This is a genomic window from Pseudomonas sp. JE3303 (genome assembly GCF_056312565.1).
In genome coordinates this window covers 400,930-425,832 of sequence record NZ_JBWGIF010000002.1, presented here as the reverse complement: position 1 = coordinate 425,832, position 24,903 = coordinate 400,930, and the positions used below count along the sequence as shown (strand labels likewise).

The window sequence follows — 24,903 nt, the reverse complement described above, 5'->3', positions numbered from 1 at the left end:
CGGGACGCCGGACCGCGCGAAGCGGGCCGGCGTCCCGGCACAAGGCCGCTCCTACAAAGGTGGACTGCGTCCACCTGATCACAATAACGGCGCAACCTCCGGCTCCCGCCTCGGCCAGGCATCAAGCACCGCCTTGAACAACGTCGCCAACGGGATGGCGAAGAAGATGCCCCAGAACCCCCACAGCCCGCCGAACAACAGCACCGCGCAGATGATCGCCACCGGGTGCAAGCTGACCGCCTCGGAAAACAGCAATGGCACCAGCACGTTGCCATCCAGCGCCTGGATGATCGCGTACACCGCCATCAGGTAGATGAACTGGTCACCCCAGCCCCACTGGAACAGCGCGATCAAGGTCACCGGCACTGTCACCACCACCGCCCCCACATACGGCACCACCACCGACAGCCCGACCAGCAGCGCCAGCAGGGCCGCGTAGTTGAGGTCCAGGCTGATGAAGGCGATATAGGTGGCAATCCCGCAGATCAGGATCTCGATCCCCTTGCCGCGAATGTAGTTGGCGATCTGCCGGTTCATCTCTTCGGCGACGCGGGTCATCAAGCGGCGCTCGCGCGGCAGGTAGCCACTGACCCAGCGGGCAATCAACTCGCGGTCCTTGAGGAAGAAGAACACCAGGATCGGCACCAGCACCAGGTAGATCATGATGTTGACCAGCAGCGGCAGGCTCGACAGCGAGAACGTCAGCGCCCACTGGCCAAACTTGCCGATCTCGCCACGGACCGCCTCGATGGCCTGCAGCACCTGCTCGTCCGAGACCAGGTGCGGGTAGCGCTCTGGCAGCAGCAACAGCAACGACTGCCACTTGGCCAACATGCCCGGCAGTTCGTTGAACAGGGTGATCAGCTGATGCCAGAGCAGCGGCACGAGCACCAGCAGGAACACCGCAAGCGCGCCCATGAACAGGGCGAACACCACGCCCACCGCCATGCCGGTCGGCACCCGCAGGCGCTCCAGGAAGTTGACCAGGCCCTGCATCAGAAACGCCAGGACCATGCCTGCCAGAACGGGCGCGAGCATGCCGCCGAGGGTGAGTACGACCGCAAAGGCCAGAAACAAAAGGACTGCGAGCACGACCGCTTCTTCATCGGAGAAGTAGCGCTGCATCCAGTCACGAAGCACCTTGAACATTGAAGATCCTTGGGTAAAAAACTCAGGCCTTGCGCAGCCAGTAGGTATAGACGCCATCCTCGGCGGTTTCGCGCAGCAGCGTGTGACCGGCGAGCCGGGCGAAGGTGCGCAGGTCGCGCTGGGAGCCGGCGTCGGTGGCGATCACCTTGAGCACGTCGCCGCTGCCCAGGCCGTTGAGCGCCATCTTGGCCTTGAGCAGCGGCAAGGGGCAGTTGAGCCCGCTGGCGTCGACTTCGGCGGCGCAGGTGGGTGTGTCACTCATCAAGGTTCTCCTGGCAGGTGCAATGAGAAGGTGCAAAGACCCAGCAGGATACCGCCACTGGTCGGCAACGTGTGAGCGGGCTACAGTAAGGCACCTTGAACGACGCGAGTTTCATCGATGAATCTGTTGCGCCCTACCCTGTTGACGCTGGCTTGCCTGCTGGCCCTCCCCGGCCACGCCGACGACCTGCCGTCACTGGGCGACGCCAGTTCCGCGATCGTCTCGCCGCAGCAGGAGCACCAGCTCGGCCGCGCCTGGCTGAGCCTGCTGCGCGGCAATGTGAACCAGCTGAACGACCCGCAGCTCAAGGACTACGTCGAAAGCAGCGTGTACCGCCTGGCTGAAACCAGCCAGCTGCAGGACCGGCGCCTGGAATTCATCCTGATCGACAGCCGCGAACTCAACGCCTTCGCCGCGCCTGGGGGCATCGTCGGCGTCAATGGCGGGCTGTTCCTCAATGCGCAGACCGAAGGCGAATACGCCTCTGTCCTGGCCCACGAACTGGCGCACTTGTCGCAACGCCACTTTGCCCGCGGCGTCGAGGCCCAGCAGCGCATGCAGATGCCGATGATGGCTGCGCTGCTGGCGGGTATCGTGCTGGCCGCAGCCGGTGGCGGCGATGCCGGCATTGCGGCGATCGCCGGCACCCAGGCGGCGGCGATCCAGGAGCAGCGGCGCTTCTCGAGGCAGAACGAGCAGGAGGCCGACCGCATTGGTATCCAGAACCTGGAAAAAGCCGGTTTCGATCCGCGCACCATGCCGACCATGTTCGAGCGGTTGATGCGCCAGTACCGCTATGACGCCAAGCCCCCGGAGTTCCTGCTCACTCACCCGGTCACCGAGTCCCGTGTCGCCGACACCCGCAACCGCGCCGAGCAGGCGCCCAAGGGCGGCGTCGAGGACAGCCTGCGCTACCAGTTGATCCGCGCCCGCGTTGCGCTGACCTACGAAGGCACGCCAGGGCTCGCGGCCAAGCGCTTCCGCGCACAACTGGACGAGGACCCCAAGCTCGATGCCGCCCGCTACGGCCTGGCACTTGCACAGATCAAGGGCGGGCAGTTGAACGAGGCGCGGGAAAACCTCAAGCCGTTGTTGGCAAAGGCGCCGAACGACCTGACGTACAACCTGGCGCAGATCGACCTGGACATCACCAACAACCGCCTGGCCGACGCCCAGCAGCGAGTCGATCGGCTGCGCGGCCTGTACCCCAGCAGCTATCCGTTGCAGCAAGTGCGTGCCGACCTGTTGCTCAAGCAGAACCGGCCGGCCGAATCCGAGAAGGTGCTGGATGCGTTGCTCAAGAGCAGGCCGGACGATCCGGACGTGTGGTATGACGTGGCCGAGGTGCGTGGGTTGTCAGGCAACACCATCGGCTTGCACCAGGCGCGTGCCGAGTATTTCGCATTGGTGGGGGACTTCGACCAGGCTATCCAGCAGTTGGACTTCGCCAAGCGCCGCGCGGGCAACAACTTCCAGCTGGCATCGCGGATCGATGCGCGCCAGCGGGACATGTTGGAACAGCAGCGGATGGTGAAGGAAATGATGCGCTGAGACCTGGATCCCTGGCTACGCCCCTTGTAGGAGCGGCCTCGTGTCGCGAAAGGGCTGCGAAGCGCCCCCAGGATCGCATGGCCGCTGCAAGAAATCCTGAACGGATTAGGGGGCTCCCTACCACTATTGCACAACCCGATAGCCCTGCGCCCCGGTGAGGGCTTCGCCCTCATTTCGCGCGGTCCGGCGTCCCGGCACGAGGCCGCTCCTACAAGGGTCCGCGTGAAGGGGCCGGGTCAGGGGTCTGGGTTAAGGGGCCGGGTGTCTCGACATTGAAACCTCCGCCCCCGCCCTCAGGCATTACCCGACAGCTTCAACCGCGCTGCCTGGGTGAAGTCCAGCATGCGCTTGAGGGGCTTGATCGCCTTGGGGATCAGCGAGGGCTCGACGAAGATCTCGTTGCTGCCCTTGCGCAGGCAATCCAGGGTGCGCTCGAGGGTGTTCATGGCCATCCACGGGCAATGGGCGCAGCTGCGGCACGCGGCGCCGTTGCCGGCGGTCGGGGCTTCGATGAAGACCTTGTCGGGACACAGCTGCTGCATCTTGTAGAAGATGCCGCGGTCGGTGGCGACGATGAATGTCTTGTTCGGCAAGGTCTGCGCGGCGGCGATCAGCTGGCTGGTCGAGCCGACGGCGTCGGCCAGGTCGATCACCGACTCGGGCGACTCCGGATGCACGAGAATCGCCGCATCAGGATACAAGGCCTTCATGTCGGCCAGCTGGCGCGACTTGAACTCTTCGTGGACGATGCAGGCACCGTCCCACAGCAGCATGTCGGCGCCGGTCTTCTTCTGGATATAGCGGCCCAGGTGCTGGTCCGGCCCCCAGATGATCGTCTCGCCGTTGTCCATCAGGGTTTCGACGATCTCGAGGGCGCAACTGGACGTCACCACCCAGTCGGCACGCGCCTTGACCGCCGCCGAGGTGTTGGCATAGACCACCACCGTGCGCTCAGGATGCTGGTCGCAGAAGGCCGAGAACTCGTCCACCGGGCAACCCAGGTCGAGCGAGCAGGTGGCTTCGAGCGTGGGCATCAGCACGCGCTTTTCGGGGGTCAGGATCTTTGCCGTCTCGCCCATGAAGCGCACACCGGCCACCACCACGGTGCTGGCCGAGTGGTTCTTGCCGAAGCGGGCCATCTCGAGGGAATCGGACACGCAGCCGCCGGTTTCCTCGGCCAGGGCCTGGATCACCGGATCGCAATAGAAGTGGGCCACCAGGACGGCGTCCTGGGCCTTGAGCTCGGCAGCGATGGCCGCACGGTATTCGGCCTCCTGCTCGGGCGTCAGGGGGTGGGGCTGCTTGGCATCAAGGTGAGCCTGAACCAACAGGCGTTCGGAAATCTGGGTCATGATCGCTGGACCTGCGGGCGCGTTTGCGCGTCAGTCGAGTGTATCACCGGGCCCTGGCGGATAGGCGTTCCGCGGCCCCGGATTATTATCGGACGCCGAAGGCTACAGCCAATCACATGAATTCAAAAGCGTTTTTTAAAGCGCCTGCCCCGGGCGTGCAAAGCACCCGCCCGGGTGGCGAGTTGATCAGCCGCGTGGACCGACAGCGCCCTGCAACAGGCCCGAGAGCATCATGGCAAATGCCTCGACGGTCATCTTCTGGCCGTTGAAATCGACCATGCCATCGGCGTAGTGCAGGCTTGCCACGACATCGTTGCCCTGCACCGTCGCCAGGCCGCTCTGAACCGCCATCATGCCAACCATTTCGCCCGCCTGGCCCGCCTGCTGGGCGATGGCCTGGGGGTCACCCTGGTTCTGCAGCAGCGCTTGCAGGGTAGCCAGGTCACCGATCATCGGCTTGGACAGGACCAGCTTGCCCTGCACCTGGGTGACCAGCTGCTTGCCCAACTGGTCAGGCGGCAGGTCGAAGGAGCTCGGGTTGGCCAGGTCCACGGTCAGGTTCAGACGGCTTTCGCCATTGGCAGTCTTGAAGGAAAGGTTTTCCAGGGCGAACTGCGGCTTGGCGGACAACAGTCGCGACAGGTCCGCATGGACCTTGGTGCGCTCCTGCTCGGTCATCTCGATCTCGGGGAAGGGAACGCCTGCCGCCTGGGCGGCCTGGACCTGCGGCAGCTTGGTCGCGTACCACTCCATCAGCGACTGGAAGGCCGGGATGTCGTAGCGCTTCATCGAGAAGACCATTTCGCCCGAGCCCACGGCGCGGCCGTTATAAGTCATGTTGCCAAGCTTGTACTGGATCCGCCCGTCCATCTTGTCGTCGGCCACGGTCGAGAGACTGCTGACTTCAAGCCCTTTCAACACCGCCACATCCTGCTGCGGGCCGAGGGTGAACTGACTCTCTGCGACCGCCGCACTGAACGATCCGCCATACACCATGGCATGCCCGGTGCTGCTCAGGTCGCCATCGACGGTCAACCCGCTGAACAGCATCTTGATCGGTGGATGATCCTCGCCCACGACGGTCAGGTCGAGCTTGCCGGCCGTGCCATGGAGCTCGACCTTCTTGCCGTCGCGGTCGCTGCTGGACAGCAGTTCAAGCCCCGAAAAATCAAGCTTGTTGCCGTCGGCCTCGTCCAGCTTCAACGGCAGCAGCGTGACCTTGCCATCGACGCTTGCGCCGTAGCCCATGCTGAAGTGTGTGCGCAGCGGCGACTGCTCGCCTGCGGCAGCGAACCAGGCGGCGGTGCCTTCGTCCTTCTGCAACTCGGCGTTGCTGGCGACCATGACGGGCAGCAGCTTCAGGGCCTTGACCCGCGACCATGGAAACGGGCCGTGCTCGAGTGTGTCGACCACACCGGCTTCGAAATCGACCGGTACGCCGCCAGACTGGATATCGGCGGCCTTGAGGCGATAGTGGGCAGTACTGGTGAACAGGTGCTGGTCCAGCGAAACCAGCTCGATCGTCATGCTGCCCCCTGATCCGATCAGGGCCTGCTTGAGCTTCTGGTTGACCACGACGAGGGCGCGATCGAGCTCGGCGGGCAGCTGTTTGCCGGTATACCAGGCGCCTGCGGTGGTGACCGCGGCGATGGCTATTACCAGACCAGAGAGTACACCTGTAGTTTTCTTCATGAATCCGACCGATTGCTGTCCATAAGGGAAAAAAGCAGGCCGGGTAATGGCCTGGCCCCGAAGGTTACCACCCCAGGCCAATGCCATAGAAACGAAAAAGCCCGCTTCCGTTGCCGGAAGCGGGCTCTCTCTACTGCGTATGGTGGGTCGTGTAGGATTCGAACCTACGACCAATTGGTTAAAAGCCAACTGCTCTACCAACTGAGCTAACGACCCGTTGGATGACGCGTATAATACTGATTTCTAACGGGAAATCAACACCTCATCGCAAAAAAAATCAGAAATAACGCGTTGGGTCCTGAACACCGGCCGCATTGAAGCCTTCGGCGCGCAGGCGGCAGCTGTCGCATTTGGCGCAGGCACGGCCTTGATCGTCCGCCTGGTAGCACGACACGGTCAGGCTGTAGTCGACGCCACGCGCCATACCGGCCTGGATGATCTGGGCCTTGCTCATGTTCTGCAGCGGCGCCTGGATGCGGAACCCCTGCCCTTCCACGCCAGCCTTGGTCGCGAGATTGGCCATGCGCTCGAAGGCCTCGACGAATTCGGGGCGGCAGTCTGGGTAGCCGGAGTAATCGACGGCGTTGACCCCAATGAAAATGTCACGCGCCTCCAGTACTTCTGCCCAGCCAAGCGCCAGGGACAGGAACACCGTATTGCGCGCCGGCACGTAGGTGACGGGAATGCCTTCACCTGGGGTCTCGGGTACATCGATGCTGCTGTCGGTCAGCGCCGAGCCACCGATGCCGTCCAGGTTCAGGCCGATGACCTTGTGCTCGACCACACCCAGGTCACGGGCGACACGTGCCGCGGCGTCAAGCTCGGCGCGATGACGCTGGCCATAGTCGAAGCTCATGGTGTAGCAGCTGTAGCCTTCGGCCTGGGCCATGGCTACCACGGTGGCCGAGTCCAGGCCGCCGGAAAGCAGGATTACCGCGCGTTTCTCAGTCATGTTCAGGTCTCTTCTGTCAGCGTCCGGGTTCGTCGTTCCACAGCAGCTTGTGCAGCTGCAGCTGGAAGCGGACTGGCAAGTTGTCGGCAACGATCCAGTCGGCCAGCTGCGAGGCGCTCACCTGCTGGTGGCTGGGCGAGAACAGCACCTCGCCCGCGCGCCGCTCCAGGCCATGCTGGATCAGCTTGGACACCGCCCAGTCATAGTCTTCGCGCGAGCAGATGACGAACTTGACCTGGTCATTGGGCGTCAGGAGTTCGATGTTCTCGTAGCGGTTACGGTGCATCTCCTCGGAGCCTGGGGTCTTGAGGTCGACCACCCGGCTTACACGGGTGTCCACCCGCGAGATGTCCAGGGCGCCGCTGGTCTCCAGCGAAACCTCGTAGCCTGCATCGCAGAGCTTTTCAAGCAATGGCAGTGCGTTGGGCTGGGCCAGCGGCTCGCCACCCGTGACGCAGACATAGCGCGGTTTGAAAGCCGCTACCTGCTCGAGGATCGAATCGAGTGTCCGGATAGTGCCGCCGGTAAAGGCGTAGGCACTGTCGCAGTACTGGCAGCGCAGGGGGCAGCCGGTGAGGCGGACGAACACGGTCGGAAGACCCGCCGTTCGCGTCTCACCCTGCAGAGAGTAGAAGACTTCGGTAATGCGTAATGTGTCTTGCATAATCGCCACGGGCGTAACAGCTGAACAGGCTGTCCGCCTCCGTCAGGCACCGCTGCGAACCCGGCATTGCGTTATCCGCAGCAGCGTAGTGAAGAAAAAGGGCACAGATTCTAACGAAAAAACCCGCGGCAAGCGCGGGTTTCTTTTAAAGCGGTCGATTTCAGAGCTTTTGCAGGTCCCGTTGCGCGAGTTGCGCGGCGGACGTGCCAGGGTACTGGGTAACGACCTGCTGCAGGATGCCCTTGACCTTGTCCGTATGGCCCAGGCGACGCTCTACGTCGGCCAGCTTGTACAGGGAGTCAGGCACCTTGCTGTGCTTGGGGTAAAGCTGGCTGACCTTGGCGAACGCCTGCCCGGCGCCTTGCAAGTCGCCCTTGGCCAGGTTCACTTCGCCAAGCCAGTACTGGGCATTGCCGGCGTACTGGCTGTTGGGGTACTTGCGCAGGAAGGCGGCGAACGCCTGGCTGGCCTTGTCGAAATCCTTGGCTTTGATCAGGTCGAAAGCAGCGTCGTAGTAGAGCTTTTCTTTCGCGGGATCGCCAGGTTCACTGCTGGCTGCCGGTTGCTGCGCGGCGGCAGCACCTGCAGCGGCACCGGCGGCTGCGTCAGGCGCGCCACCAGTGGAGGAATTGTCGGGGGTTGCGGCAGGTGCCACACCGGTTCCGATGCGCCGATCCAGGTCCTGGTAACGCTCCAGGCTTTCCTGTTTCATGCGGGCTACATCATTCTGCAGCTCTTCGATGACGCCTTGTTGCCGTGCAATCTGATCTTGCATCTGCTGCAGCTGCATGAACAGCTGACCCTGTGCCGAGGCAGGGGTGGAGACCCCTCCCCCGGCATAGGCGCCGTTCGTGCCATAACCCGCTGGCGGATAGCTGCTTGCGCCGCTAGAGCCTGCGTTGTCATCAACTACGGGAACCGCAGCCCAAGCCGCGAGCGGCAGGCTGAGTGCGAGGACGGTTACGACACGACGGCAGATTCGCATATCGAATTACTTACGCAGTTCTACGCGACGGTTCTGGGCCCAGGATTGCTCGTCGTTGCCGGTAGCAACTGGACGCTCTTCACCGTAGGAAACCAGTTCCAGCTGAGCAGGGGAAACACCCTGCAGAACCAGGTAGCGCTGGACGGCCTTGGCGCGACGCTCACCCAGAGCCATGTTGTACTCGCGGGTGCCGCGTTCGTCGGTGTTGCCTTCCAGGACAACACGGCTGCCGTTGGACTTCAGGTCCTTGGCGTGAACGTCCAGAGCGCGCATGGCTTCTGGCTTCAGGTCCGAGCTGTCGTATTCGAAGTAGAAGGTGGTGATTGCGCGCAGAGCAGCTTCTTCGCTCAGGCTGCCGTCGACAGCACCAGTGTTGGCGCCGTAGCCAGCGTTAGGATCTACAGCCGTGGCGCCTTCGCCAGCGTTGTCACCGCCCTTGGAGGAGCAACCTACAGCTACAGCCATGGCCAGAGCCAGCGCAGCAAATTTACCAAACTTCAGCATTTCCATCGTGAAACTCCTTGTGAACCCCAGTGTGTTAAGAAAAACGTAAAGCAATTACGCCGCATCAGTTCAGGTAAGGGGACCAGGACGGTTCTCTGACTTCGCCTTGAGCGGTAGGAAGTGGGAGCCTCACGCGTCCGTTGAGAGAGACGAGCATCAAGACTCCCCGGCCCTGCTGGCGGGTGGCGTAGATTAGCATGGTGCCGTTGGGCGCAACAGTAGGCGACTCATCAAGACTTGTTTCGGAAAGAATCTTTACACTTCCCCGCTCCAAGTCCTGCGCGGCCACTTTGAAGTTGGTAAAACCTTGTTGGCGATGAATCATCACCAAGGTCTTTTCATCCGCCGACAATTTAGGGTTGGCGTTGTAGTTACCCACGAAAGTTACACGCTCGGCACCACCACCACTCACGCTCGACTTGTAGATCTGCGGTTTGCCGCCACGGTCGGAAGTGAAGTACAGGGTATTGCCATCCTTGCCCCAGAAAGGCTCGGTGTTGATGCCTGGACCGGAAGTCACGCGGCTGATCTGGCGCGAAGCCATGTTCATCACGTAGATGTCCGGGTTGCCGTCCTTGGACAGCACGAACGCCAGGCGCGAACCGTCGGGCGACCAGGCTGGCGCGCCGTTCAGGCCTTCGAAGTTGGTGATCTGCTCGCGGCGGCCGGTGTCGATGTGCTGCACGAAGATGCGCGGGCGGCGCTGCTCGAACGACACGTAGGCGATACGCTTGCCATCCGGAGCGAAGCGCGGCGACAGGATCGGCTCACGCGACTGCAGCAACGTTACCGCACGGGCACCGTCGTAGTCCGAACGCTGCAGGGTGTAGCGGGTATTGTTGGTCGAGAAGCGTTCGGCGGTCACGTACAGCATGCGCGTGGAGAACGCACCCTTGATGCCGGTGAGTTTCTCGAACGACTGGTCGGCGATGTAGTGCGACATGTCGCGCAGCTGATCGACGCCGCCAGTGACGCTGCCGGTCAGCACTTGCTGCTCGGTGGCGACGTTGAACAGGGCGTATTGCACCTGCAGGCGGCCACCGGATGGCACGATGCTGCCGACCATCACGTACTGGGCGCCCAGGGCTTTCCAGTCACGGAAGATGACTTCGCTGGCCTGGCTTGGCTGGCTGATCATGTTCTGCCGCGGGATCGGGGAATAGTAGCCGGAGTTGCGCAGGTCGTTACCGATGATATCGGCCATGTCCTCTGGCAGCACGCTGCCACCCTGCAGGCCGAACGGCACTACCGCGATGGGCGTTGCCCGGTCGCTGCCGCTGGTGACCAGGATGTTCTTTTCCTCTGCCATGGCCACACCTGCCACGCAGCAGAGCATGACGAGCAGTCCTCGAAGATGTTTAATCACAACGCAAGATCCTCAGGTGTAAATGTCATCTTGAATGAGCGGTAGGCATTGAAATCGCTCGGCTTCAAGCCCTGCATTTCGGTCAAACGACCAATGTTCTTCACGGCGGCAACTGCCGAGCTGTCGAACGGACCGTCACCACTGGAACGCGAAACGCTCACGCTGGTGATGGTGCCATCGGGCAGCATGTTGATCTGCAGCACCACTGTCATGTTCTTGCGGGCCGACGGCGGACGTGCCCAACCTTCGGCAGCACGCATGCGGATCAGGTCGTCGAAGTCACCGGCCACCTGGTCGCCCTGTTCATCGGCCAGCGCTTGCTGGCGCTCGGTGGTGTCGGACAGAAGCTCGGCAAGCGCCTGGGCTTTCTTGTCTTCGGCCGCCTTGCGGGCTGCATCCTGTGCCTTTTTCTTGGCTGCATCGGCCGAGGCTTTCTTCTTCGCCTCTTCCGCTGCCTTTTTCTTGGCATCCTCGGCCGCCGCTTTCTTCTTGGCGTCCTCGGCTGCTTTTTTCTTCGCGTCTTCGGCGGCTGTCTTCTTCGCGTCTTCGGCAGCTTTCTTCTTGGCCTCTTCGGCGGCCTGCTTCTTGGCCTCGTCCTCGGCTTTCTTCTTGGCTTCTTCCTCAGCCTTCTTCTTGGCGATGTCGGCCTGCTGCTTTTCAGCGGCCTTCTTCGTCTCTTCGGTCTTCTTCGCTTCTTCGGCCTTCTTGGCTTCCGCGACTTTCTTGGACTCGGCGGCCTTCTGGGCTTCCTCGGCCTTCTTGGACTCGGCGGCGGCGCGCGCCTCTTCGGCCTTTTGAGCAGCCTGTTCTTTCTTTTGTTCCGCGGCCTTCACGGCCTCTTGCTCGACCTTCTTCTGCTCGAGCTGCTCGACCTCGGTCTGGCGCGAGGCAGTCTTCTTCGCTTCCCCGGCAATCTTCTGATTGGTCTGGGTAGTGGCCTGGCTCTTGGACTTGAGCTGATACAAGGTCGCCTGGACGATCGGCTTGGACGGCGGCAGCTCAGGCGTCATGGCAAAGCTGACGAACAGCATGCCGAATACCAGCACGTGCAGGCCAATGGCCCAGACACTGGGCCAGAAATAGCTTTCCGAGGCGGATGGCTCACGCTGCTGCATCAGGGCGCCTCGGTAATCAGGCCAACGTTACCGACACCGGCTTTCTGCAACCCGCCCATGGCGCCCATGACCGCACCGTAGTCGACGGACTTGTCGCCACGGATGAAGACCTGGGTCTGCTTGCCCTGGTCACGGCCGGCGGCAATGATCTTGGTCACCGCATTGGTCATGTCGGGCAAGGTCATGGCCTTGTCCATCTGTTTTTCGGTGTCGACTTCGCTGCCAAGGTTCCAGAAGTAGGTCTTGTCAGCCTTGATCGAGATGGTCAGCACCTGAACGTTGTTGTCCTGCGGCAAGGCTTCGCTGGAAACCTTGGGCAGGTCGACCTTCACGCCCTGGTTGAGCATGGGGGCGGTCACCATGAAGATGACCAGCAGCACCAGCATCACGTCGATGTAGGGCACCACGTTCATCTCGGCGACCGGCTTGCGTTTTTGGCGAACTCGGGCCATGGGTCTCTACCTGATCAGTCTTCGCTGGTGTGCACTTTACGGTGCAGGATCGCCTGGAACTCGTCGGCGAAGGTGTAGTAACGACCGATCAGCACTTCGCTGCGCGCGGCAAAACGGTTGTAGGCGATGACCGCCGGAATCGCCGCGAACAGGCCGATGGCAGTGGCGATCAGCGCCTCGGCGATGCCGGGTGCCACGGTAGCCAGCGTCGCCTGCTGGGCGCTGGCCAGGCCGCGGAAGGAGTTCATGATCCCCCACACGGTACCGAACAGGCCGATGTACGGGCTGGTGGAACCGACGGTGGCCAGGAACGGCAAGCTCTGCTCGAGCTTTTCTTCCTCGCGGGAGATGGCAACGCGCATCGCACGGCCGACACCTTCCATGACCGCATCCGGGTCGACACCTGGCTGCTGGCGCAGGCGCGAGAACTCCTTGAAGCCGGCGCGGAAGACCTGCTCGACACCCGAGTCCGGGTCGGGGTTGCTGCCTGCCTGGCGGTACAGCTTGGACAGGTCGATACCCGACCAGAAGCGTTCTTCAAAACTTTCCAGCGCACGACGACCAGCACGCAGCATGGTGCTGCGCTGGAAAATCATGATCCATGAGGTCACCGATGCTGCCACCAGAATCAGCATTACCAGCTGCACCACAATGCTGGCATTGCTGACCAGGCTCCACATGGAGGTATGGTCGACGACGTTAGCTTCCACGCTTTAATCTCCTGCGTTCGATTGAGTACCCGGGCCGTCCGCCATGAAGGCGTCACGCAGCTCAGGGGGAATGGCCCGGGGTTTGAAAGTGTCGGCGCGCACGGCGGCCACCAGGAACTGCCCTTCGCAGAGCAGCGTTGCATCTTTTTCGCGCCAGACCTGCTGCACGAAGCGCAGGCTGGCACGGTTCAATTCAATTACCTGCGCGGTCACCCGCAGCTCATCGTCCAGGCGGGCCGGCGCGTGGTAGCGCGCCTGCGCGGAATGGACCACGAACAGCAGGTTCTGCCCTGCCAGTTCAGACTGGGCAAAGCCCAGGTGACGCAGCCGTTCGGTGCGCGCACGCTCCATGTATTTGAGGTAATTGACGTAATAAACAACGCCGCCCGCATCGGTGTCTTCGTAGTAGACGCGACAACGATATGCGAACGGCTCAAGCCCATTTTGCGCGCGCATACTCTAGTGCTTACTCCTCAACTTGCCAATCCGCCCCGGCAACTGTTTTTTCATCGATAATGTCGTAGTGCCAGCGCGGACATCCAGTGCCTGCGGTAGGACCACGAAAACCGGGTTTTGATCTGTCATTCATCGCCTGGGGCGCAATTTTGTGCCGCCTCGCCAAGCCGTCCCGGGATATTCAGCCCGAAGTGCAGGTAGGCGTGACGGGTCACCACGCGCCCTCGTGGCGTGCGCATGATGTAGCCCTGCTGGATCAGGTAGGGCTCGAGCACGTCCTCGATGGTGTGGCGCTCTTCGCTGATGGCCGCCGCGAGGTTGTCGACGCCCACCGGGCCGCCGTCGAACTTCTCGATCATGGTCAGCAGCAAGCGCCGGTCCTGGTGGTCGAAACCACGCTCGTCCACATCCAGCAGGTTCAGCGCCATGTCCGCGACGGCCTTGGTGATGTGGCCCTTGCCACGCACCTCGGCGTAGTCGCGCACGCGGCGCAACAGGCGGTTGGCGATCCGCGGCGTGCCACGGGCACGGCGGGCGATCTCGAATGCGCCCTGGTCTTCGATGGCCAGGCCCAGGATGCTGCCCGAGCGGCTGACGATGGTCGCCAGGTCCTCGGTGTTGTAGAACTCCAGGCGCTGGACGATACCGAAGCGGTCGCGCAGCGGGTTGGTCAGCATGCCGGCCCGGGTGGTCGCGCCGACCAGGGTGAACGGCGGCAGGTCGAGCTTGATCGAACGCGCGGCAGGCCCTTCGCCGATCATGATGTCGAGCTGGAAGTCTTCCATGGCCGGGTACAGCACTTCCTCGACCACGGGAGACAGGCGGTGGATCTCGTCGATGAACAGCACGTCGTGGGGTTCGAGGTTGGTCAGCAGCGCGGCGAGGTCGCCCGGCCGCTCGAGGATCGGCCCCGAGGTGCTCTTGATCGCCACGCCCATCTCCTGGGCGATGATGTTCGCCAGGGTGGTCTTGCCCAGGCCCGGCGGGCCGAAGATCAGGGTGTGGTCGAGGGATTCGTTGCGCGCGCGGGCCGCCTGGATGAACAGCGACATCTGTTCGCGCACCACCGGCTGGCCGATGTAGTCCTCCAGGCTCAACGGACGGATCGCGCGGTCCTGGACCTCTTCGCGGTCACGCCCGGCGGCGGCTATCAAACGGTCGGCGTCGATCACTTGGAGATCATTCCCTTCAGGCTGCTGCGGATCAGCTCTTCACTGCTCAGGCCAGACTTGTTCGGGATGGCGGCGACGGCCTTGCTGGCCTCCTGTGGCTTGTAGCCGAGCGAGATGAGCGCGCTGACCGCATCGGCCTCGGCGCTGGAGGCGCTAGCGGCGGGCAATGGCCCGTCAGAGACCAGGGCGAACATCGCCGGGGAGGTTTCCCAGGCCTTGAAGCGGTCCTTGAGCTCGACCAGCAGGCGCTCGGCGGTCTTCTTGCCGACACCGGGCACCCGCACCAGCACGGACGCGTCCTGGGCCTGCACGCAGCGCACCAGCTCATCGACTTCCAGGCCCGACATGAGCGCCAGGGCCAGCTTGGGACCGACGCCATTGAGGCGGATCAGCTCGCGGAACAGTTCACGCTCGCGCTTTTCATGGAAACCATAGAGCAGGTGGGCATCCTCGCGCACCACCTGGTGGGTGTGCAGGGTCACTGGCTCGCCAACCCTGGGCAGGCGGTACAAGGTCGTCATCGGCACCTCCAGCTCGTAGCCCACGCCGTTCACATCGACAATCAGGTGCGGCGGTTGTTTTTCCGCCAGGGTACCGCGCAAACGTCCAATCACGTTTCCAATCCTTTTCCCGGGTACCGGCCAGCGACCGGTAAACCCTATCAGCAAATGCAAGGGGTGAGCATTTTCACCCGCACAAAATATGTATCTGCGCACGAAGCGCCTACAGACGCAAGCGGCCACCGCGACGCCGTGCCGTGGACAGGCCGTGGGGCACCAGGCTCGAGCGAGTGTGGGCGTGGCACAGGGCAATGGCCAGGGCGTCGGAGGCGTCGATCTGCGGCTTCTTCACCAGCTTGAGCAGGTGCATGACCATCAGCTGCACTTGCTCCTTGTTCGCACCGCCACTGCCGGCCACCGCCTGCTTGACCTGGGTCGCGCTGTACTCGGCGATCTCCAGGCCCTCCTCCATCGCGGCCACGATGGCCGCGCCGCGGGCCTGGCCCAGCTTGAGCGCCGAGTCGGCATTGCGCGCCATGAACACGCGCTCGATGCCCATGGTGACGGGGCCGTGCTCGCGGATGATGTCGCGCACGCCGCGGAACACGATCTGCAAGCGCTCCTGCAGCTCGCCGCTGCCGGTGCGGATACAGCCCGACGCCACGTACTCGCAGCCGCGCGCGGTCTGGAGCACCACGCCGTAGCCGGTGATCCGCGAGCCGGGGTCGATACCAAGAATCAGAGTCATAACGCCTGCATGCAAAGGGCGCCGCGGCGCCACTGGAAAAAACAGAAGCCGGAGCCGCCAGGGGTGCATGGCACCCGCTGGCGGCTCCGGCCTCGAAGAGTCTGGGGTCAACCTCAGCCGAGCTGTTCCATGACCTCGTCCGGGATTTCGGCGTTGGAATAGACGTTCTGCACGTCATCCAGGTCTTCGAGCATATCGATAAGCTTGAGCACTTTCTGCGCACCTTCCAGGTCAAGCTCGGCGCTGGTGGTCGGCTGCATGACGATTTCCGCGTCAGCGGCCTTGAACCCCGCCTCTTCCAGGGCGCTGCGCACCGCATAGAAGCTGCTGAACGAGGTGAAGACGTCAAAGGACCCGTCGTCGTTGGCGACCACGTCGTCGGCGTCGGCTTCCATCGCCGCTTCCATCAGGGCGTCCTCTTCGAGCCCGGCGGCAAAGCTGATCTGCCCCTTGCGCTCGAACAGGTAGGCCACCGAGCCGTCAGTGCCCAGGTTGCCGCCGCACTTGCTGAACGCATGGCGCACGGCGGCAGCGGTACGGTTGCGGTTGTCGGTCATGGCCTCGACCATGATCGCCACGCCGCCCGGGCCGTAGCCTTCGTAGGTGAGCTCCTCGACATCGTCGCTCTCGGCGGTGCCGGCACCCCGGGCAACTGCCCGGTCAATGATGTCGCGGCTCATGTTGGCGCCCAGCGCCTTGTCCAGCGCCAGGCGCAGGCGCGGGTTGGACGCCGGATCACCACCACCTTGCTTGGCGGCGACGGTCAGCTCGCGGATCCACTTGGTGAAGATCTTGCCTCTCTTGGCATCCTGGCGCTCTTTGCGGTGCTTGATGTTCGCCCACTTGGAATGACCAGCCATAACGCACTCCGAATCCTTTGAAACACAACCATGTCCCGCCCGGAAAGGCGGAACGTCAGAAAATTCCCTGCCCCAACGCAAAGGCGCATCCATATGGATGCGCCCGGGGTCCGCTTATTCAGCCTTGGGCTGTTCGCGCAGGCGGATATGCAGTTCGCGCAGTGCCTTGGCATCGACCTGGCCTGGGGCCTGGGTCATCACGTCGGCGGCGCTCTGGGTTTTCGGGAAGGCGATCACTTCGCGGATCGACTGGGCGCCGGTCATAAGCATGACCAGGCGGTCCAGGCCGAAGGCCAGGCCACCGTGCGGCGGCGCGCCGAACTTCAGTGCGTCGAGCAGGAAGCCGAACTTCTCTTCCTGTTCCGCCGCTTCGATACCCAGCAGGCGGAAGACCGCCTGTTGCATTTCCTTGCGGTGGATACGGATCGAACCGCCACCCAGCTCGGTGCCGTTGAGCACCATGTCGTAGGCACGCGACAGCGCAGTGGCCGGGTTGGCCTCCAGCTCCGCCGGGCTGCACTTGGGTGCGGTGAACGGGTGGTGCAGCGCGCTGAAGCTGCCGTCGTCGTTCTCTTCGAACATCGGGAAGTCGACGACCCACATCGGCGCCCACTTGCAGGTGTGCAGGTTGAAATCGTTGCCGACCTTGATGCGCAGCGCACCCAGGGCTTCGCTGACGATCTTGGCCTTGTCCGCACCGAAGAACACGATGTCGCCGTCGACCGCGCCAACGCGATCGAGGATCACGTTCAGGTTGGCCTCAGGGATGTTCTTGACGATCGGCGACTGCAGGCCCTCGACGCCCTTGGCGCGCTCGTTGACCTTGATGTAGGCCAGGCCGCGGGCACCGTAGATGCCGACGAACTTGGTGTATTCGTCGATACGGCTGCGCGGCATGCTCGCCCCACCCGGGACGCGCAAGGCGGCAACGCGGCTCTTGGCATCGTTGGCCGGGCCGCTGAACACCTTGAACTCGACGTCCTTGAGCTGATCGGCAACGTCCACCAGCTCAAGCGGGTTGCGCAGGTCTGGCTTGTCGGAACCGTAGCGGCGCATGGCTTCTTCGAAGGTCATGTGCGGGAAGTCGCCGAACTCCAGGTCCAGGACTTCCTTGAACAGCTTGCGGATCATGCTTTCGGTCAGGCCCATGATCTCGGACTCATCGAGGAAGCTGGTCTCGATGTCGATCTGGGTGAACTCGGGCTGGCGGTCGGCGCGCAGGTCTTCGTCGCGGAAGCACTTGGCGATCTGGTAGTAGCGGTCGAAACCGGCAACCATCAGCAGCTGCTTGAACAGCTGTGGCGACTGCGGCAGTGCGAAGAAGCTCCCGGGGTGGGTGCGGCTCGGCACGAGGTAGTCGCGTGCGCCTTCTGGCGTGGCGCGGGTCAGAATCGGCGTCTCGACGTCGAGGAAGCCGTTTTCATCGAGGAAGCGGCGGATGCTGGTGGTGATGCGCGAGCGCAGGCGCAGCTTCTCGGCCATCTCCGGACGGCGCAGGTCGATGAAGCGGTAGCGCAGGCGGGTTTCTTCGCCAACATCGGAGAATTCGTTCAGCGGGAACGGCGGAGTCTCGGCCTCGTTGAGGACGGTCAGCTCGTAGCCCAGTACTTCGATGGCACCCGACGCCATGTTCGGGTTGACCGCACCGGCTGGACGCGGACGTACCTTGCCGGTGATCTGCACCACGTACTCGCTGCGCACGCGGTCGGCAGCGGCGAAGCTGTCTGCGCGATCCGGGTCGAAGACGACCTGGGCCATGCCTTCGCGGTCACGGATGTCGAGGAAGATCACCCCGCCGTGGTCGCGGCGACGATGTACCCAGCCGCAAAGGGTGATTTCCTGGCCGTCCAGGCTCTCGTTCAGTTGGCCGCAATAATGGCTGCGCATCATGATGGTGTTTTCGCTTCTCGTGATTCGTGTATTCGGGGAGGTCTTGGCCGCCCAAGGGGCTAATAGTGCAAGACCAGGACGGGGCAATTCAACTCGGTCGGACTTGTCGCCGCCTGCAAGGTCAGCAAAAAGCGGGATTATATATGGTTAGGGAGTGCTGTGCAGCCCGCGAGCCGATCAGCGCCGCGCGGGCGGATTCATCAGCCACGTCACGCAGATCACCCGGATCAGCCCACTGAAATTCTTCACCCCGCCCTGGCGCAGGTGCACCTCGCGGTCGACGTACGACAATACTGCGCTGATCGAGCACCTGTTGGCCTCGGCGATCAGCTGCAGGATGCGCCAGTAGATGGTCTCCAGGCGCAGGCAGGTGGCAAAACCGTTGAGCCGGACCGAGCGTGAGACAGGACGCACCTGCTCCATGTCGAATCCTGCGGTGAATGGGTCCACACAGTCCTTGCCAGGCCAAGGCCCTGCGCAGACACCTCGCTTGATCACTGCTCGCATCGCTTCCACTGCATCGCTCCATACCCGTGGGGACCAAATCCTTCGCGCCTGCTGCGCGAAGACCTGCCCCCAATGAAGCGCTGCGAGCGTGCGGCGAACCAGCGGAAAACCCTTCCTCCATGAACGGCAATGCCCGGGTCACAGGGCCCGGGCATCACCGTTCATGGGGCAATTGCCGGCCTGACAGCAGCCGGTGAATGCGCCCTTATTTCTCGTCCAGCAGCACGCGCAACATCCACGCCGTCTTCTCATGCACCTGCATGCGCTGGGTGAGCAGGTCGGCCGTGGGCTCGTCGCTGACCTTGTCCACTACCGGGAAGATGCTGCGGGCAGTTCGCACTACCGCTTCCTGGCCCTGCACCAGCTGACGGATCATTTCGTCGGCTGCCGGTACACCCTCTTCCTCCTTGATGGAGGAGTGGCGCGCGTAGAACGCATAGGAGCCTGGGGCCGGGAAGCCCAGGGCTCGGATACGCTCTGCGATGGAATCCACCGCCAGCGCCAGTTCGTTGTACTGCTCCTCGAACATCAGGTGCAGTGTACGGAATGACGGACCGGTGACGTTCCAATGGAAGTTGTGGGTCTTCAGGTACAGCACGTACGTGTCCGACAACAGGCGGGACAGCCCGTCGACGATGGATTTGCGGTCTTCTTCGCTGATACCGATGTCGATTGCCATGAAGTTCTCCTTTCCAGATGACTTGATGCTCAAGCAAGACAAAACACTGTACCAATTCTTCACGCCGGTCGCCCGGTGATTTGAGAACCCTGCGCCTTTGCTGTTAAATAGGCAGCGTGCCACCCGTGCGGACTTCAATTGCCCGGGTGCATAGGCTGGCGTTCACGTTTTTGCGCTTCTTAACCCTGCGCACCGTGCTGCCAGCTCTTCCTGTGAGCAGCCTTATCAAATGTGAGCCAACCCCTATGTTCAAGATCGTCCATCTGGTGACGGGCCTGGCAGCCTTGCTGCTATCGTTCATTCCCAGCCTCAGAACCGATGCAATCCCACTGCTGGAGCAACCGCAGGCCGTCTACCTCGTCCTGCTCGGCCTTCTCAACCTGGTCCTCGCCCCCGTGGTGCCGCAGTACTACCAAGGCGCCCGCAGCCACCTGCAGCGACTTGCCAGCGCACTGCTGGTGCTCTCGGTCGTATTGCAGACCGTGACCTTGCTGGCTCGCCCGGAACTTGGCGACCTGCCAGCGCTGGGCTGTGCCCTGCTGGCCGTTGCGCTGCACCTGGCGGCAGGCTTCGCTCCTGCCGGCAACAAGGCACGCAGCACGGCGAGCTCGCAGTACGACGAGAGCAAGCGCGATACGGGCACCGTCAAGTGGTTCAACACCTCCAAGGGCTTCGGCTTTATTTCCCGCGACTCCGGTGACGATATCTTCGTGCACTTCCGCGCCATTCGTGGCGAGGGCCACCGGGTACTGGTCGAAGGCCAGCGTGTGGAGTTTTCGGTGATGCACCGCGACAAAGGCCTGCAGGCCGAAGACGTGATTGCCGCGCCGCGACGCTGAAACCAAGCTTGTGCAACGACAGAACAGGCCCTTTGCGGGCCTGTTCTGTTTTCAGGCATCAATAATGGGGCGGCGGCGCCTCATCCTCGTCGGCCGAATACTGGCCCACCATCTCTTCGTAACGCTTGAGCAATGCGGCCATCTGCATCTGCAGGCGTTCGACCACCCGGCTTTGCTCGACGAGCACGTCGTTGAGGGACTGGATGGTGTCATCCTGAAACGCCTGGCGGCTTTCAAGTTCGGTAACCCGTGATTCCAGCGACATGCCTCAGGCCTCCTGGAAGGTGAAATCGTCGGACAGCACGGCGCGCAGGCGCTGACCAATCGCCTCCAGCCCGGCATTGTCGTACTCGCTCGCCGGTACTTTCCCCCAGACCGGGGCCGGCCATGCGGCGTCGTCACGACGGCGGACGATAACGTGCATGTGCAGTTGGCTGACCATGTTGCCCAGCGTCGCGACATTCATCTTGTCGGCGGCAAAAGCGGCCTGGAGCACCTCGGCCAGGCGCGTGGTCTCCTTCCAGAGTTGCTGCTGGTCGGTAGCCTCGAGCTCGAAGAGCTCGCTGACCCCGGCACGCCGCGGCACCAGGATGAACCAAGGATAGTTGGCATCCTTGCTCAGCAGCAGGCGGCACAATGGAAAATCCCCCAGGACGACAGTGTCCTGCTGAAGCCGTGAATCCAGAGCAAACACGATCTAACCTCCTCGAAACCTTTGATGGCCTGCGCGATGCAGGCACAGGTGCCAAGGATACCTGTCTTGTCGCTGAAGAGCAGCGTGCGACCTATTCGGCAGCACCTGCGCACTCTTTTGTGTCACCGCGCAGAGTTCTTCTCGCGCCTTCAGGTAACACAGCGCTACTTTTCGCACCAAAAAGAGGCCTGGACTGAACTGCAACTCCCTTCAGGGATGTACAAACTACTCAGGTTGAACAGTCAGCGGTAACGTATTGACTGAAAAGGCAGCTTCTCGGGAGTGCCATCACAGCCTGCCTGGCACACCATCAGACAGCCAGTCCCTAGCAATTACGGCACTTCGCCACTGGCGCCCCTGACGAATGTGAAAATTTCATCAACTGGAGGTCATTTTGAGCACGCTTGTTGCATTTGCCAGAACCAGGGTCGGCATGACACCTGCAGCCTGAAAAACAGTGTGATTTGCGACACAGAGTTAACTGTAAGCGACAGGGAAATAAAGTTCCGTAAAGCATTGTTTCCCCATATCGCCAGAGCCAGTCAGCGTGATATACATTTTCGCCGACATAACAAGAAAGAGCTGCCCCATATAACTAAAACACTTGGGCGCAGCGGTACTCTTCCTAAAAAAACCAAAGGAGCAAATCACGATGCGCGTGATGAAGTGGAGCATGATCGCCCTGGCCGTTGCGGCGGGGACCTCGCAGTTGGCAATCGCCTCTTCGCAAGATGAGTCCAAGGGGTTTGTCGAAGACAGCCAACTGAATGTAAAGCTGCGCAACCTGTACTTCAGCCGTGACTTCCGCAACAACGAAAGCACCGACCAGAGCCGCCGCGCGGAATGGGGCCAAGGCTTCATCGGTACCTTCGAGTCCGGCTTCACCCAGGGCACCATCGGGGTGGGCGTGGACGCCATCGGCATGCTGGGCATCAAACTCGACGGCGGGCGTGGCACCACCAACACCGGTCTGTTCCCGGTGGGCTCGGACGGGCGTCCAGAGGATGACTATTCGAAGGCTGGCGCAGCGGTCAAATTCCGCGTATCCGACACCGTCCTGAAGGTCGGCGACCAGTTCACCGCGCTTCCGGTATTCGCTACCGACGACAGCCGCCTGCTGCCTGAAATGGCCCAGGGCGCGCTGATCACCAGCAGCGAGATCAAAGGCCTGACCCTGCACGCTGGCCGCTTCACCAGCCTGACCGCGCAAGAGCAGACCAACCGCGACAGCTTCCGCCTGAAAGAAGCCGACGTAGTGGGCGGTACCTATGCCTTTACCGACAGCCTGAGCACCAGCCTCTACTACTCGAAGGTCGAAGACTACTGGCGCAAGATCTACGCCAACATCAACTGGGCATTGCCGATCTCCGACAAGCAAGGCCTGGTGTTCGACTTCAACGCCTACAACACCAAGAGTGATGGTGCGGACCTGGTTCGCGCCTTCGACGGCGACAAGCTGGACAACACCATCTTCAGCCTCTCGGCCGCCTGGAACATCGGCGCGCACACCTTCACTGTTGCCGGCCAGCGCGTGACCGGTGACGGCGACTACGCCTATGGCGTGGACGGTGGTGGCTCGGTATTCGTGGCCAACTCGATTGCCCGTTCCGACTTCAACGCCGAAGACGAGCGTTCGTGGCAGCTGCGCTACGACCTGAACTTCGCCGAGTACGGCATTCCGGGCCTGAGCTTCATGACCCGTTATGTCCGCGGTACCGGCGCCAACGTCGAAGGCACCAACAACGGCAAGGAATGGGAACGCGACATCGACATCAAGTACGTCATGCAGGACGGCCCGGCCAAGGACCTCAGCTTCCGCGTCCGCCAGGCCACCTACCGCTCCGCCGATGGCGTGTACTATGGCTCCCCATCGATCGACGAGCTGCGCCTGATCGTCGAGTACCCGCTGAGCATCCTGTAAGCCCAGGCTTGCAATGCCCCGCAATGAAAAGCCCGGCAGCGATGCCGGGCTTTTTCTTGGCTGACAAGCGGGACTCCCTGGGGCATCCTGTACGCCTTCGACTCGCATCCGTACAATGCGGGCTCATTCAATGTCTTACGCAACCGACAACGGCCCAACATGCGCACCAGTCAATATTTGCTCGCCACCCAGAAAGAAACCCCTGCCGATGCAGTGGTCATCAGCCACCAGCTCATGCTGCGCGCCGGCATGATCCGCAAACTGGCTTCCGGCCTCTATACCTGGCTGCCGATGGGCCTGCGGGTGATGCGCAAGGTCGAGACCGTGGTACGCGAGGAAATGAACGCTGCCGGCGCCCTTGAAGTGCTGATGCCCAGCATCCAGCCCGCCGAGTTGTGGCAGGAATCCGGCCGTTGGGAGCAGTACGGCCCTGAGCTGCTGCGCCTGAAGGACCGTCATGGCCGTGACTTCTGCGTGGGCCCTACCCACGAAGAAGTCATCACCGACATGGCCCGCAACGAGCTGTCCAGCTACAAGCAGCTGCCGCTGAACATGTATCAGATCCAGACCAAGTTCCGTGACGAGATCCGCCCGCGCTTCGGCCTGATGCGTGGCCGCGAGTTCATCATGAAGGACGCCTACTCCTTCCATGCCGACCAGGCTTCCCTGCAGGAAACCTACGACCGCATGCACCAGGCCTATTCCAACATCTTTACCCGCCTGGGCCTGGACTTCCGTCCAGTGCAGGCCGACACCGGCTCGATCGGTGGCAGCTATTCCCACGAATTCCACGTCCTGGCCGAATCCGGCGAAGATGACGTGATCTTCAGCGACAGCTCGGACTACGCGGCCAATATCGAGAAGGCCGAGGCCATCCCGCGCGAAACCGTGCGCGCCGCCCCTACCGAAGAGCTGCGCCTGGTCGACACCCCGGAGGCCAAGACCATTGCCCAGCTGGTCGAAAACCACGGCCTGCCGATCGAGAAGACCGTCAAGACCCTGATCGTGCGCGGCGCCGAGGAAGGCAAGCTGATCGCACTGATCGTGCGCGGCGATCACGAGCTCAATGAAATCAAGGCAGCCAACCTGGAGCAGGTGGCGAGCCCCCTGGTCATGGCCACCGACGCCGACCTGCGTGCCGCCATTGGCGCCGGCGCGGGCTCCCTGGGTCCGCTGAACCTGCCGCTCGAATGCATCATCGACCGCTCCGTCGCCCTGATGAGCGACTTCGGCATTGGCGCCAACATCGACGACAAGCACTACTTTGGCGTGAACTGGGAACGCGACCTGCCGGTTCCCCAGGTTGCCGACCTGCGCAACGTTGTCGCTGGCGACCCGAGCCCGGACGGCCAGGGCACCCTGATGATCAAGCGCGGCATCGAGGTCGGGCATATCTTCCAGCTGGGCACCAAGTACAGCGAAGCGCTCAAGTGCCAGGTGCTCGGCGAGAACGGCAAGCCTGTCGTCCTGTCCATGGGCTGCTACGGTATCGGCGTGTCCCGCGTGGTCGCCGCCGCCATCGAGCAGAGCTATGACGGCAAGGGGATCATCTGGAGCGACGCCCTGGCGCCTTTCCAGATCGCCCTGGTACCGCTGCGCTACGAAACCGAAGTGGTCCGCGAGGCGACCGACAAGCTCTACGCCGAACTGACGGCTGCTGGCTTCGAAGTCCTGCTCGATGACCGCGACAAGAAGACCAGCCCGGGCATCAAGTTCGCCGACATGGAACTGATCGGTATTCCGCACCGCATCGTGGTCAGCGACCGTGGCCTGGCCGAGGGCAACCTCGAGTACAAGCACCGCACCGAACAGGACGCACAACCCCTGCCCGTGGCCGAGGTACTGTCGTTCCTGCAATCCCGTATCCGCCGCTGACAGCCAAT

General features: G+C 62.5%; 25 protein-coding genes, 1 tRNA gene and 2 pseudogenes. 5 read left to right on the top strand and 23 right to left on the bottom strand.

The window, feature by feature from the left end; genetic code table 11:
- Positions 1–78: 78 nt before the first annotated feature.
- Together AC0ZZU_RS05425 and AC0ZZU_RS05420 are read right to left on the bottom strand one after the other, a co-directional pair.
- Positions 79–1,149: an AI-2E family transporter gene (locus AC0ZZU_RS05425; RefSeq protein WP_476339488.1), complete on the bottom strand. Its 1,071-nt coding sequence runs from the start codon at positions 1,147–1,149 to the stop codon at positions 79–81.
- A gap of 22 nt (positions 1,150–1,171) precedes the next feature.
- Positions 1,172–1,411 carry a sulfurtransferase TusA family protein gene (locus tag AC0ZZU_RS05420; RefSeq protein ID WP_476339487.1) on the bottom strand — a complete coding sequence of 80 codons (240 nt, stop codon included), beginning with the start codon at positions 1,409–1,411 and terminating at the stop codon, positions 1,172–1,174.
- A gap of 117 nt (positions 1,412–1,528) precedes the next feature.
- On the opposite strand from AC0ZZU_RS05420, the gene AC0ZZU_RS05415 reads away from it, so the two are divergent.
- Positions 1,529–2,962, top strand: a complete 1,434-nt coding sequence (locus tag AC0ZZU_RS05415) for a M48 family metalloprotease (protein WP_476339486.1) — start codon at positions 1,529–1,531, stop codon at positions 2,960–2,962.
- A gap of 293 nt (positions 2,963–3,255) precedes the next feature.
- On the opposite strand, the gene nadA is transcribed toward AC0ZZU_RS05415, so the two are convergent.
- The 19 genes from nadA to AC0ZZU_RS05320 all read right to left on the bottom strand — a co-directional run bounded on the left by nadA (position 3,256) and on the right by AC0ZZU_RS05320 (position 19,566).
- Positions 3,256–4,314: a quinolinate synthase NadA gene (gene nadA / locus AC0ZZU_RS05410; protein ID WP_158461822.1), complete on the bottom strand. Its 1,059-nt coding sequence runs from the start codon at positions 4,312–4,314 to the stop codon at positions 3,256–3,258.
- Between the two features lie 186 nt (positions 4,315–4,500).
- Positions 4,501–6,006 (bottom strand): YdgA family protein, encoded by a 1,506-nt coding sequence (locus AC0ZZU_RS05405; protein ID WP_476339485.1) that lies wholly within the window; start codon positions 6,004–6,006, stop codon positions 4,501–4,503.
- A gap of 140 nt (positions 6,007–6,146) precedes the next feature.
- Positions 6,147–6,222: transfer RNA gene (locus tag AC0ZZU_RS05400), tRNA-Lys, on the bottom strand.
- Between the two features lie 61 nt (positions 6,223–6,283).
- Entirely contained in the window at positions 6,284–6,958 is a 675-nt protein-coding gene (gene queC / locus AC0ZZU_RS05395; RefSeq protein WP_158461820.1) for a 7-cyano-7-deazaguanine synthase QueC, read from the bottom strand.
- A gap of 16 nt (positions 6,959–6,974) precedes the next feature.
- Positions 6,975–7,622, bottom strand: coding sequence for a 7-carboxy-7-deazaguanine synthase QueE (gene queE / locus AC0ZZU_RS05390; protein WP_476339484.1), 648 nt, complete (start codon positions 7,620–7,622; stop codon positions 6,975–6,977).
- A gap of 160 nt (positions 7,623–7,782) precedes the next feature.
- The gene (gene ybgF / locus AC0ZZU_RS05385; protein WP_158464797.1) at positions 7,783–8,607 is read right to left on the bottom strand and encodes a tol-pal system protein YbgF; all 825 of its coding nucleotides are present in this window, start codon (positions 8,605–8,607) and stop codon (positions 7,783–7,785) included.
- Between the two features lie 6 nt (positions 8,608–8,613).
- Positions 8,614–9,117 carry a peptidoglycan-associated lipoprotein Pal gene (pal, locus tag AC0ZZU_RS05380; RefSeq protein ID WP_158461817.1) on the bottom strand — a complete coding sequence of 168 codons (504 nt, stop codon included), beginning with the start codon at positions 9,115–9,117 and terminating at the stop codon, positions 8,614–8,616.
- A 58-nt stretch (positions 9,118–9,175) separates the two neighbouring features.
- Positions 9,176–10,447, bottom strand: a complete 1,272-nt coding sequence (gene tolB / locus AC0ZZU_RS05375) for a Tol-Pal system beta propeller repeat protein TolB (RefSeq protein WP_219048328.1) — start codon at positions 10,445–10,447, stop codon at positions 9,176–9,178.
- A gap of 26 nt (positions 10,448–10,473) precedes the next feature.
- The gene (gene tolA / locus AC0ZZU_RS05370) at positions 10,474–11,592 is read right to left on the bottom strand and encodes a cell envelope integrity protein TolA (RefSeq protein ID WP_476339483.1); all 1,119 of its coding nucleotides are present in this window, start codon (positions 11,590–11,592) and stop codon (positions 10,474–10,476) included.
- Positions 11,592–12,044 carry a protein TolR gene (tolR, locus tag AC0ZZU_RS05365; protein ID WP_158461814.1) on the bottom strand — a complete coding sequence of 151 codons (453 nt, stop codon included), beginning with the start codon at positions 12,042–12,044 and terminating at the stop codon, positions 11,592–11,594. Before tolR ends, tolA begins: the two co-directional genes overlap by 1 nt.
- 14 nt (positions 12,045–12,058) lie before the next feature.
- Positions 12,059–12,754, bottom strand: coding sequence for a protein TolQ (tolQ, locus tag AC0ZZU_RS05360; RefSeq protein WP_158461813.1), 696 nt, complete (start codon positions 12,752–12,754; stop codon positions 12,059–12,061).
- Between the two features lie 3 nt (positions 12,755–12,757).
- A complete protein-coding gene (gene ybgC, locus AC0ZZU_RS05355; RefSeq protein ID WP_158461812.1) occupies positions 12,758–13,210 on the bottom strand; it encodes a tol-pal system-associated acyl-CoA thioesterase in 453 nt (150 codons plus the stop codon).
- A gap of 125 nt (positions 13,211–13,335) precedes the next feature.
- The gene (ruvB, locus tag AC0ZZU_RS05350) at positions 13,336–14,382 is read right to left on the bottom strand and encodes a Holliday junction branch migration DNA helicase RuvB (protein WP_476339482.1); all 1,047 of its coding nucleotides are present in this window, start codon (positions 14,380–14,382) and stop codon (positions 13,336–13,338) included.
- Positions 14,379–14,996, bottom strand: a complete 618-nt coding sequence (ruvA, locus tag AC0ZZU_RS05345; RefSeq protein ID WP_476339481.1) for a Holliday junction branch migration protein RuvA — start codon at positions 14,994–14,996, stop codon at positions 14,379–14,381. Before ruvA ends, ruvB begins: the two co-directional genes overlap by 4 nt.
- A 109-nt stretch (positions 14,997–15,105) precedes the next feature.
- The gene (gene ruvC, locus AC0ZZU_RS05340; RefSeq protein ID WP_476339480.1) at positions 15,106–15,630 is read right to left on the bottom strand and encodes a crossover junction endodeoxyribonuclease RuvC; all 525 of its coding nucleotides are present in this window, start codon (positions 15,628–15,630) and stop codon (positions 15,106–15,108) included.
- 113 nt (positions 15,631–15,743) lie between these two features.
- Positions 15,744–16,490, bottom strand: a complete 747-nt coding sequence (locus AC0ZZU_RS05335; protein ID WP_324119502.1) for a YebC/PmpR family DNA-binding transcriptional regulator — start codon at positions 16,488–16,490, stop codon at positions 15,744–15,746.
- 114 nt (positions 16,491–16,604) lie between these two features.
- Positions 16,605–18,380, bottom strand: a complete 1,776-nt coding sequence (gene aspS / locus AC0ZZU_RS05330) for an aspartate--tRNA ligase (protein WP_476339479.1) — start codon at positions 18,378–18,380, stop codon at positions 16,605–16,607.
- A gap of 177 nt (positions 18,381–18,557) precedes the next feature.
- Positions 18,558–18,887 carry a ribbon-helix-helix domain-containing protein gene (locus AC0ZZU_RS05325; RefSeq protein ID WP_476339503.1) on the bottom strand — a complete coding sequence of 110 codons (330 nt, stop codon included), beginning with the start codon at positions 18,885–18,887 and terminating at the stop codon, positions 18,558–18,560.
- Between the two features lie 205 nt (positions 18,888–19,092).
- Positions 19,093–19,566 (bottom strand): Dps family protein, encoded by a 474-nt coding sequence (locus AC0ZZU_RS05320; RefSeq protein WP_476339478.1) that lies wholly within the window; start codon positions 19,564–19,566, stop codon positions 19,093–19,095.
- Positions 19,567–19,811: 245 nt separating this feature from the next.
- Between AC0ZZU_RS05320 and AC0ZZU_RS05315 the strand changes: the two are divergent.
- Positions 19,812–20,117 (top strand): annotated as a pseudogene (locus tag AC0ZZU_RS05315) (cold shock domain-containing protein membrane protein); the annotation flags it as partial.
- Between the two features lie 78 nt (positions 20,118–20,195).
- Positions 20,196–20,405, top strand: a pseudogene (locus AC0ZZU_RS05310) (cold shock domain-containing protein); the annotation flags it as partial.
- Positions 20,406–20,463: 58 nt separating this feature from the next.
- On the opposite strand, the gene AC0ZZU_RS05305 reads toward AC0ZZU_RS05310, so the two are convergent.
- Together AC0ZZU_RS05305 and AC0ZZU_RS05300 are read right to left on the bottom strand one after the other, a co-directional pair.
- Entirely contained in the window at positions 20,464–20,670 is a 207-nt protein-coding gene (locus tag AC0ZZU_RS05305; RefSeq protein ID WP_158461803.1) for a SlyX family protein, read from the bottom strand.
- 3 nt (positions 20,671–20,673) lie between these two features.
- A complete protein-coding gene (locus AC0ZZU_RS05300; RefSeq protein ID WP_476339477.1) occupies positions 20,674–21,099 on the bottom strand; it encodes an HIT family protein in 426 nt (141 codons plus the stop codon).
- Between the two features lie 652 nt (positions 21,100–21,751).
- Between AC0ZZU_RS05300 and AC0ZZU_RS05295 the strand changes: the two genes are divergently transcribed.
- Together AC0ZZU_RS05295 and AC0ZZU_RS05290 are read left to right on the top strand one after the other, a co-directional pair.
- Positions 21,752–23,020 carry an OprD family porin gene (locus AC0ZZU_RS05295; protein ID WP_476339476.1) on the top strand — a complete coding sequence of 423 codons (1,269 nt, stop codon included), beginning with the start codon at positions 21,752–21,754 and terminating at the stop codon, positions 23,018–23,020.
- Positions 23,021–23,179: 159 nt separating this feature from the next.
- Entirely contained in the window at positions 23,180–24,895 is a 1,716-nt protein-coding gene (locus tag AC0ZZU_RS05290) for a proline--tRNA ligase (protein ID WP_476339475.1), read from the top strand.
- Positions 24,896–24,903: the final 8 nt, after the last annotated feature.

Excerpts from the sequence above, each read along its gene's own strand:
- AC0ZZU_RS05425 (WP_476339488.1), bottom strand. The coding sequence starts at position 1,149 with ATGTTCAAGGTGCTTCGTGACTGGATGCAGCGCTACTTCTCCGATGAA.
- AC0ZZU_RS05420 (WP_476339487.1), bottom strand. The coding sequence starts at position 1,411 with ATGAGTGACACACCCACCTGCGCCGCCGAAGTCGACGCCAGCGGGCTC.
- AC0ZZU_RS05415 (WP_476339486.1), top strand. The coding sequence starts at position 1,529 with ATGAATCTGTTGCGCCCTACCCTGTTGACGCTGGCTTGCCTGCTGGCC.
- nadA (WP_158461822.1), bottom strand. The coding sequence starts at position 4,314 with ATGACCCAGATTTCCGAACGCCTGTTGGTTCAGGCTCACCTTGATGCC.
- AC0ZZU_RS05405 (WP_476339485.1), bottom strand. The coding sequence starts at position 6,006 with ATGAAGAAAACTACAGGTGTACTCTCTGGTCTGGTAATAGCCATCGCC.
- queC (WP_158461820.1), bottom strand. The coding sequence starts at position 6,958 with ATGACTGAGAAACGCGCGGTAATCCTGCTTTCCGGCGGCCTGGACTCG.
- queE (WP_476339484.1), bottom strand. The coding sequence starts at position 7,622 with ATGCAAGACACATTACGCATTACCGAAGTCTTCTACTCTCTGCAGGGT.
- ybgF (WP_158464797.1), bottom strand. The coding sequence starts at position 8,607 with ATGCGAATCTGCCGTCGTGTCGTAACCGTCCTCGCACTCAGCCTGCCG.
- pal (WP_158461817.1), bottom strand. The coding sequence starts at position 9,117 with ATGGAAATGCTGAAGTTTGGTAAATTTGCTGCGCTGGCTCTGGCCATG.
- tolB (WP_219048328.1), bottom strand. The coding sequence starts at position 10,447 with ATGCTCTGCTGCGTGGCAGGTGTGGCCATGGCAGAGGAAAAGAACATC.
- tolA (WP_476339483.1), bottom strand. The coding sequence starts at position 11,592 with ATGCAGCAGCGTGAGCCATCCGCCTCGGAAAGCTATTTCTGGCCCAGT.
- tolR (WP_158461814.1), bottom strand. The coding sequence starts at position 12,044 with ATGGCCCGAGTTCGCCAAAAACGCAAGCCGGTCGCCGAGATGAACGTG.
- ybgC (WP_158461812.1), bottom strand. The coding sequence starts at position 13,210 with ATGCGCGCGCAAAATGGGCTTGAGCCGTTCGCATATCGTTGTCGCGTC.
- ruvC (WP_476339480.1), bottom strand. The coding sequence starts at position 15,630 with ATGACTCTGATTCTTGGTATCGACCCCGGCTCGCGGATCACCGGCTAC.
- AC0ZZU_RS05335 (WP_324119502.1), bottom strand. The coding sequence starts at position 16,490 with ATGGCTGGTCATTCCAAGTGGGCGAACATCAAGCACCGCAAAGAGCGC.
- aspS (WP_476339479.1), bottom strand. The coding sequence starts at position 18,380 with ATGATGCGCAGCCATTATTGCGGCCAACTGAACGAGAGCCTGGACGGC.
- AC0ZZU_RS05325 (WP_476339503.1), bottom strand. The coding sequence starts at position 18,887 with ATGCGAGCAGTGATCAAGCGAGGTGTCTGCGCAGGGCCTTGGCCTGGC.
- AC0ZZU_RS05320 (WP_476339478.1), bottom strand. The coding sequence starts at position 19,566 with ATGGCAATCGACATCGGTATCAGCGAAGAAGACCGCAAATCCATCGTC.
- AC0ZZU_RS05305 (WP_158461803.1), bottom strand. The coding sequence starts at position 20,670 with ATGTCGCTGGAATCACGGGTTACCGAACTTGAAAGCCGCCAGGCGTTT.
- AC0ZZU_RS05295 (WP_476339476.1), top strand. The coding sequence starts at position 21,752 with ATGCGCGTGATGAAGTGGAGCATGATCGCCCTGGCCGTTGCGGCGGGG.
- AC0ZZU_RS05290 (WP_476339475.1), top strand. The coding sequence starts at position 23,180 with ATGCGCACCAGTCAATATTTGCTCGCCACCCAGAAAGAAACCCCTGCC.